Origin of the sequence: Shewanella sp. HL-SH4 (assembly GCF_051164845.1) — a bacterium.
GTDB classification, from domain to species: domain Bacteria; phylum Pseudomonadota; class Gammaproteobacteria; order Enterobacterales; family Shewanellaceae; genus Shewanella; species Shewanella glacialimarina.
Map to the genome: position 1 here is coordinate 630,123 of NZ_CP195037.1, position 14,673 is coordinate 644,795.

The following is a 14,673-nucleotide window of genomic DNA, read 5'->3' on the forward strand; positions in this document are numbered from 1 at the left end:
AAGCATTCCTATAAGAGTATTTATGGTTATCACCCACACAAAAATCAAACATAAAATAGGGTTAAGTATCGCCCTTATCATAGGGCTTATTCTGACTCTATATATCAGTCAATGGTATTGGCTAAACAAGGGAGTCAATAATATTGCCCAGCAATCAGAAAAACAAATTAATGAGCTCGTGCTATTTATCGATCAACAATTAGCTCAGTTTGAAATGATTCCAGAAGTGATTGCGACAAACCCAATACTGCAAGAAGGTTTATTAGCCCCAAAAAATCCCAAAAAAATGGCTGAGATAAATGCTTATCTATCAGAATTACAGAAAGTCACAGAATCATCCGATATTTATCTCACAGATTCTTTGGGTATAGCTATTGGCGCAAGTAATTGGGATCAACCTAGTTCTTTTGTTAATCAAGATTATTCATACAGACCCTATTTTATCGCAGCACGCTCTGGACGCGCTGGGCGCTACTATGCCGTAGGGGTATCATCAGATAAACGCGGATTTTATTTCTCTAACCCCGTTTACCACAATGGCCAAGTTCTGGGCGTAATAGTGGTTAAAGTGGATATTGGTGTTATTGAGCAGCAAAGTACTGGTATTGCTATTGCTGGCCAATATGAGTTTATGATTAGTGACCCTGATGACATTGTCTTTTTATCCAGTATTAATCATTGGCGATTTAACTCATTAACCCCTTTATCGCAATCTAAACGATTTGCCCTTAACAATGCCAAACGTTATGCAAACCGTCCAATCAGTGAATTATCTATTCATCCCGACTATAAAGTAAATTCTGCAACTGATTTCAATACCTACAAGATAACTTCCAGTAAGGGGAGTGAAACATTTTTAGAAAAAAAACGGTTAATGCCAAACGCAAATTGGACATTGCACATATTAGCCCCTATGTCCCCTTTATATAAATCACTACCCGCTATTATGTTGCTGGCGGCCAGCCTGTATTTATTAATCGTACTATTTATTTTGTACACCATTGAGAGACGCAAAAATCTGCTGCGTATGCGCCATGCTCAGAATCAGCTTGAACAAAGAGTTAAAGTACGTACCCTAGAATTAGAAAAAGCCAATACCCAGCTTAAAGACACTCAAGATGAGTTAATTCAAGCAGCCAAATTAACGGTTATAGGCAGCTTATCTGCCAGTATTAACCATGAGCTCAATCAACCATTAGCCGCATTAAGAAGTTATGCCCAAAACACCCAAACTTTCCTTGGTCGAAATATGTTTGATGATGCTAAAAATAATTTAAAAATTATGATTGAGCTCACAGATCGTTTAGCCGATATCATCGCACAATTTAAAAGTTTCACCCGTAAATCACAAGGTAAAGATAACGCCATCGAAATTCAACAGGCCATTGAACAAGCACTGACTATTGTACAACCTGAAATTGATAAGCAAGGCGTACAATTATCTAAATCATTACCTACTGGGAAATGCCAAATTTGGGGTGATACGGTCAGATTACAACAGGTATTAGTTAACATTATCAGCAATGCAATTGTTGCCATGCACCAAAGCAGCCAAAAAAATTTAGCTATTAGTGTTAGCAAAAAAAGTGACAGTAATACACTCATCATTAGTATTCAAGACACGGGACCAGGCGTGAGAGAAAGCCAGATGAGTAAAATATTTGAGCCCTACTTCACCACTAATGAACGCCAAGGATTAGGCTTAGGCCTATCCATTTCTCAGCGAATTATTGAGTCGATGCAAGGTCAAATTACAGTAGAAAATTGCGCTAAGGGCGGTGCTATTTTTAAACTTTCACTACCGATTTATTTACACGAAGGTAACTAAACTTGAGCTCACTAGGTGATATAAACCAACTACAAGTCATTATTGTTGATGATGAGCCACACATTGGCAGCGTGTTAAGTCAATTGTTCAAACTAGAGGGCATTGCAGCCGCATCAACAACGCAGCCAACACAGGTCGCTGAACTCATTCATAGTGATTGGCCTGGTGTGGTGTTTTCTGACGTTAATATGCCGCAACTGAACGGATTAAGCCTATTACAGCAATTAATCCACAAAGACCCAGACCTCCCCGTGATACTCATTACAGGTTTCGGCGATATTGCCATGGCAGTTGATGCGGTAAAAAAAGGCGCCTATGACTTTCTTGAAAAACCTTTTAATAATGAACATGTGGTTGATGTTGCCAAGCGCGCGTTAGAAAAACGCCAATTAACCCTTGAAAACCGTAAACTTAAACAAGAGTTAGAGTCACACATAGCGCCTGGGCCGCGGATTTTAGGCCACAGCCCTGGCATTATAAAAATGCGCAACATACTCAACCAAGTGATAAATGTACCTGCTGACATCATGATTGAAGGTGAAACCGGCGCAGGAAAAGAGCTAGTAGCACGTTATCTTCACGACCATAGTCTGCGTAGTAAACACAACTTTGTGGCTATTAACTGTGGTGCAATTCCGGAAAGTCTTATTGAAAGTGAGTTATTTGGCGCTCAAGCAGGTGCTTATACGGGTAACGATAAAACCCGTATTGGCAAATTTGAATATGCTAATGGTGGTACATTATTTTTAGATGAAATAGAAAGCACCCCGCTCAGTTTACAAGTCAAATTACTCAGAGTGCTTGAAGATCGTAAGGTTGAACGTTTAGGCTCTAACCAGTCAATTGAACTGGATATTAGAGTCATTGCCGCCACAAAAGTAAACTTGCAGCAATTATGTGAAACCGGTGAGTTCCGTCAAGACTTACTTTATCGTTTAAACTTAGTCACAGTCCCCATTCCAGCCTTAAGAGAGCGCAGAGAAGATATCCCTATTCTGTTCCTACATTTTGCTAGAATCGCTTCTACTCGCTACCACAAAGCGCTTATTGCATTGAATCCTGAGCAGCAAGCAATGCTAACCTCGCATGATTGGCCAGGTAACGTGCGAGAGTTACGTAATTTAGCCGAGCGCTACGTGTTATTAGGCGCAGAAGCCGCTTTTGCCGCAGGTAATATAGACAATCACCCCACTATGCATTCGAATATGTCTTTGCAACAGCGAGTCGACTTTTTTGAACGTTTATTAATAGAAGAATCTTTGAGTTATAACAAAGGCAGTATTAAGCTAACAATGGAGCAACTCGAGCTCCCCCGAAAAACGCTTTACGATAAAATGAAAAAATTTGAAATAGACCGTAAGCAATTCACCGATCACTAATAATCTAAACTCTCTGACCTGATAGTCAATTATCTAAGGCCGGCTTATCGAGCGGCCCTCTACTCAGGAATAATATGGCCAGCGCCAACATAGCTAATAAGGTTAACGAACCTACCACAACCCCTGGCCATTCAGAATGCTGCCAAAACACCATCAAATAAGGCCCACCTAGTGCTGCACCTAAGTAATAGCAGCATAAATACAAAGAAGTCGCTTTTGCCCTGTGATTGGTAGCTCGGATAGCCACAAACGAATTACAACAACTGTGAGTTAAAAAGAATCCGCTCGCGGTAATTAAAAAACCCATAACAATCGCCCATAGGGTATCGACTAAGGTTAATAGGGTGCCTAGTACCATGAGTAAAAAGGCAGCTTTAAATAGTATGATCGACCCAAAGCGGACAATCCACTTAGCCGATAAATATGAAGCAAAGGTGCCACTGAGATAACACAAAAATATCAAGGTGGCGTTAAATCGGCTTAATTCATATGGTGCTGCCATTAAATGTAACTGAATAAAACTAAATTGATTTACCATCATCATAAAAGCCAGGCCGCCGATAATAAATACCAAACTCATTTTATGGTCGGTGATGTGCCCCCAAAAACCTTGTAAATCATGGTGCAACTTTGCCAGTTTCGCTTGCTTGGCCGATAAATGAGTTACCTGTGGTTTAATTTCACGCCGAGGCAATAAAAAAGTGACTATTGCCACCCCAATTAAGGTCACTACAAACACCAACCCCATAGATTGCTGCCAAGATAAATGTTGTGACATTAAGCCACCAAATAAGCGGCCACAGATCCCCCCCAAACTGTTAGCAGTAATATAGATTGCCGCTGCTTTTAACATAAATTCAGGTGCGAGTTGCTCTTTAAAATACGCCATCGCAATCGCGGGCACCGCTGCCAGTAGTCCTCCCTGCAGTAGCCTTATCCAAACCAATGAGTCAAAGTCTGTTACAAAAATGAGTAATAAATTTGAGCAGGCTAATAACCATAAACTGATCACAATCGGCTTTAACCGCCCGACGCGATCTGAAATCATCGCATAAAACAATAATGAAAAAGCCAGGGTGAAACTGGTCACAGATAGCACTAATGTGGAATGCGCACCGGTGACATTAAAGTGTTCAGCAATTAGCGGCAGCATGCCCTGAACAGTATAAAGATTGATATAAATAACCACAGACGCAAGGCAAAGCGCCCAGATTAATCGACTTTGTTTACTTTGCTCATGTGCTGATGAGTGAATTGACATACTGGGAGATGCTGATTGGTGAGTCACACAGGCCACGGATTAATGACAACGGAATAATATTATCGTTCGCCACTATGATTAATCAATGGCGAACACGGTAAAATGTGAACTTGATGGCTTTAAAAGGTCAGTTGTCGCCCTTTACTTAACTTGTTTCATCAACACTTCTGTGGTGAATTTATCATTATTAATTACTTTAAATTTCTCATAGGTTTGAAAAATCACTTTACCCTGATAAGTGATCATCGCTACCACGCCATAATCAATATTCTTATCTATTGTTTCGACAGGAAAAATAAATTTAAACGGCACTGGCGCCCGTGCTATATCAAAGGTTTTTTGCGAAATAATCGAGCCTGGTGTATTAAAATCAATCACAGCGATATTAATTTTACAGCCTTGAGGTAATTTTATTTTCTCTAGATAACCGGCATAGCCATTCACCACAACTGGCTCTTCAGGGGCAACAGTCACACAGCCGGTCAACATCAATAATACGCCAGCAAGACCCGCTAAAACATATTTACACTTACTCATACTACTCAACCTATTCATCTATTATTGTTGACATTAATACACTAAACACCCATTAGGACTTAGTCATTCTCAACAAACCTTCCTGGGTTGCCGAAGCCACTAGGCGACCTTGCTGATCAAAAAACTGCCCTTTTACAAAGCCACGACCGCCACCAGCATTAGGACTTTCAATACTGTATAAAATCCATTCTCCCATATTAAATGGACGATGGAACCACATAGAATGATCAATCGTTGCCATTCGAATACCAGGGGTTAAAAATGACACGCCATGAGGCTGGGCTGCAGTCACTAAAAAGTTAAAGTCAGAGGCATAGGCTAATAGATACTCTTGAATACTATGATCATTGGGGATAATGCCATTGGCTCTAAGCCACACATAGCGCACAGGCTCACTGGTTGAAGGTGCGAGTGGATTACCGGGATTCACTAAACGCATTTCAATAGGTGAATCGGCCATAAATTTTTCAAGCATCTTTGCTGGCACTTTATCGCGCATCGTCATGGCAAGTTCTTGCTGATTCATCAATCCTTCTGGTCCAGGTACATCAGGCATAGTCGCTTGATGTTCATATCCTTGTTCGATCGTTTGGAATGAGCAGGTCATATAAAAAATCGGCCGGCCTTTTTGAATCGCTTTCACCCTACGGGCACTAAAGCTACCGCCATCACGCATGATTTCAACATCATAGATAATCGGTTGTTTTTCATCACCTGCGCGTAAAAAATAAGAATGCAAAGAATGCGCATATCGATCTACACTCACGGTCTGTTTTGCTGCACTCAATGCTTGCCCCATTACCTGACCGCCAAAGACATGGCCAAAACCTAAATCCTGACTTTGACCACGAAATAACCCCAGCTCAATTTGTTCAAGGGACAATAATGATAATAAATCGTTTAAAACCTGACTCATTTAACTCTCTCACAAACCACATAATTATAGATAAGCCTACCTTAAACTCTTCAGTAAGAGCTAGTGACTTTTGATTACCATTTTAAATCAGCACTACTTTATATATTCAAATTCAAAATTAGTGATTTGTCGCAAACAATATCAACAGCAGTCGTTATCAAAATTTGTTAAGCTATTAGGCATTACTAATCTAGTTATTTGATATTTATGCAACCTTGGATTTTGGCTATTCGCCCAAGAACATTGCCAGCGGCAATCGGACCTTTACTTATCGGTAATATGTTAGCGCTTCAGCTAGCCCAATTTAGCTGGCTCATTGCCGCTATTTCAATGTTATGTGCCGTATTACTGCAAATATCAGTCAATTTAGCCAACGACTATTTCGACTTTAAAAACGGCATAGATACCGCAGAAAGACTTGGGCCAGTGAGAGTAAGCCAAAGCGGTATGATCGCCCCAGATACGGTACGTAAAGCCATGATACTGTGTTTGTTAGCGGCGTTATTAGTGGGCTCGTACCTTATTTGGCACGGTGGCTGGCCAATTGCCATATTGGCGGCGGCATCTATTTTAGCGGCACTTTGCTACAGTGGCGGCCCTTACCCTCTGGCTTCCCATGGATTAGGTGAAGTTGCAGCATTTATCTTTTTTGGCTTAGTTGCTGTTGTAGGTAGCTACTACCTGCAAGCTGGCGAGACCACATTAACGGCTTGGCTATTAGGCTGTGCAATCGGATTTTTTAACGCCGCCATTATGTTAGTCAATAATACCCGTGATATCAGAACCGATACCAAAGCGGGCAAAAACACCCTTGCGGTTCGCATTGGTGAAGCGCAAGCAAAAGTCTTATACCAAAGCTTGTTATATTTGCCTTTTGGAATAATCATTGCCGGATTTTTATTGGGTGCACTTGAGGGCTGGCCGGTATTATTAGCAGGCGTATCATTAGTCTTAGCCAGAAACTTAAGTAAAGATTTTAGAGATAATTCAGGGGAAGCGTTAAATCCTATTCTGGGTAAAACAGCTAAACTGACGATGATTTTCAGCGCACTTTTCAGCGTGGGCTTAATTATCAATTTCAGCCAAATCTAAGCATTTAAGCTAAGCATAGGTATTTAACTTTAAGCTCCCAAATCTAAAAGCTCAGTGTAAAAATCAAAAAAGGCTTCATTAAGAAGCCTTTTTTATTGGATAACACAAACTAAACTTTACACTTTAGTTAAAGTGCGCTCTTTTGCGCTCCAGTCTAAATGGTATTTTTCGCCAGCCGGTTTATCTGTACGTTCAAAAGTATGTGCGCCAAAAAAGTCGCGTTGACCTTGCAATAAGTTAGCAGGCAATGTTTCGCAGCGATAGCTATCATAATATGCCACAGCGGAACTAATACACGGTGCAGGAATACCTTGCATCACTGATGCCGCGACTGTTTTACGCCAGTTTAATTGCTTGGTTGCTAAAGTGCTGCTAAAGCTTTCGGCCATTAACAGATTTGGCAACGCAGGATCTTGCTCATAAGCTTGAGTTATGGACTGTAAAAAAGTCGCTCTAATGATACAACCAGCACGCCAAATTTTAGCTATTTCAGCAAAGTTAAGTGGCCAATTTTGCTCTTTAGCTTCCATCGCCATTAGCTGAAAACCTTGCGCATAACAGCATACTTTGGCGCAATATAACGCATCTTCTAATGCATCGATAAAGGCTGTTTTCTCAACATCTGACAAGGTTGTTTTTGCTGGACCAATTAGGGTTTTGCTTAACGACACTCGTAATGTTTTTTGAGTACTTACCGCACGGGCATACACAGCTTCAGCGATTGTTGGCGCTGGACAGCCAATTTGCAAACTACTGACTGCAGTCCACAAACCCGTGCCTTTTTGGCCGGCTTTATCCAAAATCATCTCAACCAGCGGTTTACCCGTTAGCGGATCATCTTGTTGCAATACTTCTGCACTGATTTCCATTAAATAGCTATTTAAACTACCTTGGTTCCAACGCTTGAAAATATCACCAATCTCGTGGGTTGATAAATCTAAACCATCGTGAAGCAATTGATAGGCTTCGCAAATTAACTGCATATCAGCATATTCAATACCATTGTGTACCATTTTAACGTAATGGCCTGAACCTGCAGGGCCAATATAAGTGGTACAAGGTTCGCCTTCAGTAACCGGGTTGCCGGGCTCAAAACGCTCAATAGGCAAACCGGTTTTACTGTCAACTTTAGCCGCTATTGCATTCCAAATTGGCGCAACATATTGCCATGCTGATTCATCACCACTGGGCATTAATGAAGGACCAAAACGTGCGCCCACTTCACCACCAGAAACCGCTGAACTAAAGAATTTAAACTTACCTTTATAATGCGCTTCGCGCTCAACCGTATCAGTCCACAGACTGTTACCAGTATCAATGACAATATCATCACTGGAAATGCCACTTTCAATCAAAGTATTACAAATACCATCAACAATTTTGCCCGCAGGTACGGATAAAACAATTACTTTAGGGGAAATTAATTTTTCGAGCATTTCTGAAAGATTCTTACAAGCTTGCATTCGAGGTGCTAAGCCTTCTTTCCGCTCTTGGTGTTCTTGTTCAAGCGCGCCATTGATTTTAGCTTCGTCCAGATCAAAAACAGTCACGTGGTAGCCATTATCAGCTATATTTAACGCAAGATTTTTGCCCATAACACCAAGGCCGATTACGCCGATGTTTGACAATTGAGTGTGGTGAGTCATTAGATTTATATTCCACAAGGTCACAGAGATTTATCGCGATTCGCGAACCCATATGGACAAATATTATAGCGATTTTTGTAACTAAATTACCAGTTAAAACCTAGATTCTATGGGTTACAGTAATCAAAATGTGTTTTTCAATATTTTCGTAAAGCAGTCTTTTTAAGGTTTATTTAATAAAAACGTCAATGTTATCAAGTATAAAAATCATTATCTTAGCTAACATTGACGTCTGTATTCATTAAAAAATTTACTCACCTAAGGCTTTAGTTAGTGCATTAGCATAGCCCATTCGCGTTAACGTATTGCGAACAATGTCTAAAGTTTGTGGATCTTCTATGGTAGCGGGCACAGTATATTCTTGGTTATCGGCAATTTTACGCATAGTGGCGCGTAAAATTTTGCCTGAACGAGTCTTAGGCAATTTAGGCACTGCGCTGACTAATCTAAACGATGCCACTGGGCCTATTTCATGCCTGACTAAGGCTAATAGTTGGCGATGAAGTTCATCATCGGTTAGGTTGACGCCATTTTTAAGCACCACCATACCCAGGGGCACCTGGCCTTTTAATTTATCTTGCACCCCAATAACCGCCGCTTCTGCCACGGCGGGGTGTTGACACAAGACTTCTTCAAAGCGCCCTGTTGATAAACGATGACCGGCCACATTAATAATGTCGTCGATGCGACTCATAATATACAGATAACCATCTTCATCAATGTAACCAGCATCACCGGTTAAATAGTATCCGGGATACATAGATAAATAACTGTCCACATAGCGGTCATCATTTTGCCATAAGGTAGTTAATGTCCCTGGCGGTAACGGTTGCTTAATGACCACGTTACCACTTTCATTGGCGGGCACTTGCTCACCCATAGCGTCAAGCACTTCCACTTGATAACCCGGTACCGGTCTTGCGGGAGATCCGGGTTTAATCGCTATCGGTTCAATGCCCATTAAGTTTGACGCTACTGGCCAACCCGTTTCAGTTTGCCACCAATGGTCAATCACAGGTTTACCCAGCATGGCTTGACTCCAGTTTAACGTTTCTGGATCACAACGCTCCCCCGCTAAAAACATTTGTTTTAAACAGCTCAGATCAAATGGCTTAATGAGCTCACCTTCTGGATCTTCGCGTTTAATGGCTCGAATAGCCGTTGGGGCGGTAAAAAAACTTTTGACGTTATTGGCAGCAATAATTCGCCAGAATGCCGCGGCATCCGGTGTACCAATGGGTTTTCCTTCATACATAATTGTGGTTGCACCGACTAATAACGGCCCATAAACAATATATGAATGACCAACCACCCAGCCCACATCAGATGCAGCCCAAAACACCTCATCTTGCTCAATATCGTAGATATTCTTCATCGACCAACATAAAGCCACCGCATGACCACCATTATCACGTACAACACCTTTAGGTTTGCCAGTTGTGCCTGAGGTATAAAGCACATATAAAGGATCGGTGGCATTGAGGGATACACAATCTGCATTTGAGGCATTTTGCAGTGCGTGCTGCCAGTCAGCATCTCTTGGCTCGGTTAACTCTGCTTGATATTGATGTCTGGCTAAAATAAGGCAATGGTCAACTTTATGACTGGCTTGGTTTAGTGCATCGTCTAGTAATGGCTTATAAGGTACAACGCCTGAGGGCTCTATGCCGCAAGATGCTGACAGCACGAGTTTAGGTTTAGCATCATTAATGCGAGTCGCCAACTCATTGGCGGCAAAACCACCAAACACCACTGAATGAATTGCACCTATACGAGCACACGCTAACATTGCAAAAGCGGTTTCGGGCACCATTGGCATATAAATCACCACCCTGTCACCCTTTTCAATACCGATAGACTGCATGTAGCCCGCTAAACGGCTCACTTGTGCTAATAATTCGTTATAGGTGATGGTGTATTGATTTTGTGTGACTGGGCTAATGTAACTAATGGCGATACGCTCGCCTTTTCCCGCAGCAACATGACGGTCAACGGCGTTGTAACACGTGTTCATTTTGCCATCGGCAAACCATTGATAAAAAGGTTTATTTGAATCGTCTAAAATGCTCTTAGGCTCTTTGTCCCAAGTAATCATCTTTGCAGCATCAGCCCAAAAGGTCGTTGGATCTTCAATTGATTGCTCATGTAATGACTTTCCTACATCAGTCATGTTAGTTCTCCGTTAGCTCTCCCAAGGTTGATTATGAGCAGAATTAAGCCAATATCCCTATTAGACCAAGGGATTAGTATTGAGATTTATGAGCGCTGCGACAATTACACCAACAGGATACAGAAACATAAATAAGAATTAATAAAAACATATTAATTAATAGCTTAAATAAAAAATCCAATCGAAATGGCAAGATGAATTAACAGTTGTAAAATAGATTTTTTACCGCAAACTTTACCTTTACGTAAACTTCATATATCGTGCATCAAAAGAAACCTATTTGGTGAGATGATGAACGCTACAGTCAGCACCCAATCTACATACTCTATCAGTGATTTATCAAAAGAATTTGATATCACCACCCGCAGCATTCGTTTTTACGAAGACCAAGGCTTAATTAAGCCCAAGCGTCGTGGCCAAACACGCATATACACCCTAAAAGATCGCGTCAGACTGAAACTGATTTTACGCGGTAAACGTTTAGGCTTTTCATTGGCTGAAACCCGCCGCCTATTCGAACTTTACGATGCAGATAAATCAAGCACATCACAGCTCAATACCATGCTGGACTTAGTCAATGATAAAAAGGCCGCACTTCAGCAGCAAATGGATGACATTAAAGTGGTGCTGATGGAACTCAATTCTGCCGAGCAGCAATGTAAATCAGCCTTAGAAACCAATAAGGCATCAAAAACATAAAGCGATTTATTTGACTATTATTACAAATATTGTCATTAAAAAATCGAGTGGATTTTGAGTAAAAGTGTCAGTAAAAATAGAACCGAATAATCGGTCATTAGCATCATCAATACCATTTAGCTGCTTAACGCAGCCTTTAAAAGACAAGCAAATGACGCCAAAACGCAACATAGCGTGGCGTCTCAAATAATAATTCAACAGGACATAAGCCATGAGCGATTTATACAGCAGCCTTAATTTCGGTTTGGGCGAAGATATTGATATGTTGCGCGACGCAGTTCGCAGTTTTGCCAGCAACGAAATTGCCCCCATTGCCGCACAAGTAGACCATGACAATGAGTTCCCTAATCACATGTGGACTCAGTTGGGTGATATGGGCTTGCTTGGTGTCACTGTGCCAGAGGAATTTGGTGGTGCAAACATGGGTTACTTAGCCCATGTTGTGGCAATGGAAGAAGTGTCACGGGCATCAGCCTCTATTGGTTTAAGCTATGGCGCGCATTCAAACTTATGTGTAAATCAAATCAATCGTAATGGTAATGCGGCTCAACGCGCTAAATACCTGCCAAAACTCGTTAGCGGCGAACACATAGGTGCGCTAGCAATGAGTGAGCCTAATGCCGGTTCTGACGTAGTTTCAATGAAGCTCAGTGCCCGTAAAGAAGGCGACCGTTATATTCTTAATGGCAATAAAATGTGGATCACCAACGGTCCAGATGCACACACTTATGTGATTTATGCCAAAACTGATTTAGAAAAAGGCGCCCATGGTATCACCGCCTTCATCGTAGAACGTGGCTCTAAAGGTTTCAGCCAAGCGCAGAAATTAGATAAATTAGGCATGCGTGGTTCAAATACCTGTGAGTTAGTGTTTGAAGACTGTGAAGTGCCAGAAGAAAATATTTTAGGCGGACTGAACAATGGCGTAAAAGTACTCATGAGCGGCCTGGATTATGAACGCGTTGTACTGTCTGGCGGCCCACTTGGCATTATGGCAGCGTGTATGGACATCGTGGTGCCTTATATTCACGAGCGCGTCCAGTTTGGTCAATCTATCGGTGAATTCCAGCTTGTGCAGGGCAAAATTGCTGACATGTACACGGGGATGAACGCTGCAAGATCCTATGTTTATAACGTTGCTAAGTCTTGCGACCGTGGCGAAACTACCCGTAAAGATGCTGCTGGCGCGATTCTGTACAGTGCCGAATTAGCCACTAAAATGGCATTAGATGCCATTCAACTGCTTGGTGGCAATGGCTATGTTAACGAATATGCCACAGGCCGTTTATTACGTGATGCCAAACTATATGAAATAGGCGCCGGTACCTCAGAAATTCGCCGTATGCTTATCGGCCGTGAACTGTTTAACGAATCTAAATAATGGTCAATGCGTTAGCCTTATCAACACTTGTTCAAAGTGAATAGGTATGGCTAACACTTTTCCACTTGAGGGGTAAGTTAATCGGCGTAAACGCCCTCCCCCTCAATACCCTATTTGTGCTCAATAAAGGATATTGACATGACGCACCTGAGCAGCAAGATAAATCCTCGTAGTGATGAATTTAAAGCTAAATATGATGATATGGCTTTGTTAGTCGAAGACCTGCAGCAAAAACTGGCAAAAATTGAACAAGGTGGTGGTCCTGTGGCGTGTGAACGTCATCTGTCACGTGGAAAATTATTACCCCGTCACCGAGTTGAAAAACTGCTCGATCCTGGTTCGCCTTTTCTAGAAATCGCCCAATTTGCCGCTTATGAAGTCTATGATGAAGATGTCCCTGCCGCAGGTGTTATTGCCGGTATAGGCCGTGTAAGCGGCGTTGAGTGTATGATCATTGCTAACGACGCCACAGTAAAAGGCGGCACTTACTACCCTATTACAGTGAAAAAGCATTTACGCGCACAGGACATCGCCAAACGCTGTCATTTACCGTGTATTTATCTGGTTGATTCAGGCGGGGCAAACTTGCCACGCCAGGACGAAGTATTTCCAGACCGCGATCATTTCGGCCGTATTTTTTACAATCAAGCACAAATGTCGGCCCTTGGCATTCCGCAAATTGCCGTGGTAATGGGTTTATGTACCGCAGGTGGTGCTTATGTACCTGCAATGGCAGATGAATCGATTATTGTTAAAGATCAAGGCACCATCTTTTTAGCTGGGCCTCCTCTAGTTAAAGCTGCAACTGGCGAAGAAGTATCAGCGGAAGAATTAGGTGGCGCAGAAGTGCATACCAAAATATCCGGTGTTGCCGATCATTTAGCTCAAAACGATGATCATGCATTAGAGCTTGCACGTCGGGCAGTACTGCGCCTAAATCATCAAAAAACGATTTCCAGCATGCTTAGCCCAGTAAAACCGCCTAAGTATGATATTCATGAACTTTACGGCATTGTCGGAACCGATCTTAAAAAGCCATTTGATGTTAAAGAAGTCATTGGTCGTATTGTCGATGATTCAGACTTTGACGAGTTTAAGGCCAATTACGGCGCAACATTGGTCTGTGGCTTTGCCCGCATTCATGGTTACCCTGTTGGTATTGTTGCCAACAATGGCATTTTGTTCTCCGAGTCGGCTCAAAAAGGCGCTCACTTTATTGAGCTATGTTGCCAACGTAAAATTCCATTACTGTTCTTACAGAACATTACCGGTTTTATGGTGGGTAAAAAGTACGAACATGAAGGCATTGCCAAACACGGTGCCAAAATGGTTACCGCAGTATCTTGTGCCAACGTGCCTAAATTTACCGTGATTATTGGCGGCAGTTATGGCGCAGGTAACTATGGCATGTGTGGCCGAGCATTTGAACCCACTATGATGTGGATGTGGCCAAATGCGCGCATTTCAGTCATGGGCGGTGAACAAGCAGCAGGCGTTCTTGCCACCGTTCGTCGTGATGGTTTAGCCCGTAAAGGGGTTGAATGGACTACTGAAGAAGAACAAGCATTCAGAAAGCCTATTGTTGAGCAATATGACAAAGAAGGTCATCCATACCATGCCAGTGCCCGCCTGTGGGACGATGGTATTATCGACCCAGCACAAACCCGTGATGTGGTAGGTTTAGCGTTATCAGCGGCATTAAATGCGCCTATTGAAGACACCAAGTTTGGTGTGTTCCGCATGTAATTGCGTTCAATCAATAGG

The 14,673-nt window shown here is 42.1% G+C and carries 11 protein-coding genes; 6 read left to right on the forward strand and 5 right to left on the reverse strand.

The annotated features are described in order from the left end of the window. Positions 1-22: 22 nt before the first annotated feature. Together ACRWQL_RS03700 and ACRWQL_RS03705 are read left to right on the forward strand one after the other, a co-directional pair. Positions 23-1,828: a sensor histidine kinase gene (locus ACRWQL_RS03700; RefSeq protein WP_434952421.1), complete on the forward strand. Its 1,806-nt coding sequence runs from the start codon at positions 23-25 to the stop codon at positions 1,826-1,828. A gap of 2 nt (positions 1,829-1,830) precedes the next feature. Continuing rightward, a complete protein-coding gene (locus tag ACRWQL_RS03705) occupies positions 1,831-3,207 on the forward strand; it encodes a sigma-54-dependent transcriptional regulator (protein ID WP_434952423.1) in 1,377 nt (458 codons plus the stop codon). 25 nt (positions 3,208-3,232) lie between these two features. Here the strand turns inward: ACRWQL_RS03705 and ACRWQL_RS03710 are convergent, their stop codons facing one another. From ACRWQL_RS03710 to tesB, 3 genes are all read right to left on the reverse strand, one after another. After that, entirely contained in the window at positions 3,233-4,468 is a 1,236-nt protein-coding gene (locus ACRWQL_RS03710) for an MFS transporter (RefSeq protein WP_434952424.1), read from the reverse strand. A gap of 141 nt (positions 4,469-4,609) precedes the next feature. Next, positions 4,610-5,005, reverse strand: a complete 396-nt coding sequence (locus tag ACRWQL_RS03715; protein ID WP_434952426.1) for a YbaY family lipoprotein — start codon at positions 5,003-5,005, stop codon at positions 4,610-4,612. Between the two features lie 52 nt (positions 5,006-5,057). Then, a complete protein-coding gene (gene tesB / locus ACRWQL_RS03720) occupies positions 5,058-5,921 on the reverse strand; it encodes an acyl-CoA thioesterase II (protein ID WP_434952428.1) in 864 nt (287 codons plus the stop codon). 207 nt (positions 5,922-6,128) lie between these two features. Here tesB and ACRWQL_RS03725 point away from each other — a divergent pair, with 207 nt between their 5' ends. After that, positions 6,129-7,013 (forward strand): 1,4-dihydroxy-2-naphthoate polyprenyltransferase, encoded by an 885-nt coding sequence (locus ACRWQL_RS03725; protein WP_434952430.1) that lies wholly within the window; start codon positions 6,129-6,131, stop codon positions 7,011-7,013. A 116-nt stretch (positions 7,014-7,129) separates the two neighbouring features. On the opposite strand, the gene gndA is transcribed toward ACRWQL_RS03725, so the two are convergent. Beyond that, a complete protein-coding gene (gndA, locus tag ACRWQL_RS03730; protein WP_434930083.1) occupies positions 7,130-8,659 on the reverse strand; it encodes an NADP-dependent phosphogluconate dehydrogenase in 1,530 nt (509 codons plus the stop codon). 250 nt (positions 8,660-8,909) lie between these two features. Beyond that, positions 8,910-10,829, reverse strand: a complete 1,920-nt coding sequence (locus tag ACRWQL_RS03735) for a propionyl-CoA synthetase (protein ID WP_434952432.1) — start codon at positions 10,827-10,829, stop codon at positions 8,910-8,912. Between the two features lie 291 nt (positions 10,830-11,120). On the opposite strand from ACRWQL_RS03735, the gene ACRWQL_RS03740 reads away from it, so the two are divergent. The 3 genes from ACRWQL_RS03740 to ACRWQL_RS03750 all read left to right on the forward strand — a co-directional run bounded on the left by ACRWQL_RS03740 (position 11,121) and on the right by ACRWQL_RS03750 (position 14,655). After that, the gene (locus ACRWQL_RS03740) at positions 11,121-11,528 is read left to right on the forward strand and encodes a MerR family transcriptional regulator (protein WP_226410375.1); all 408 of its coding nucleotides are present in this window, start codon (positions 11,121-11,123) and stop codon (positions 11,526-11,528) included. 211 nt (positions 11,529-11,739) lie between these two features. After that, a complete protein-coding gene (locus tag ACRWQL_RS03745; protein ID WP_434928800.1) occupies positions 11,740-12,909 on the forward strand; it encodes an isovaleryl-CoA dehydrogenase in 1,170 nt (389 codons plus the stop codon). Positions 12,910-13,047: 138 nt separating this feature from the next. Further along, positions 13,048-14,655 (forward strand): carboxyl transferase domain-containing protein, encoded by a 1,608-nt coding sequence (locus ACRWQL_RS03750; RefSeq protein WP_434952433.1) that lies wholly within the window; start codon positions 13,048-13,050, stop codon positions 14,653-14,655. Positions 14,656-14,673 lie beyond the last annotated feature (18 nt).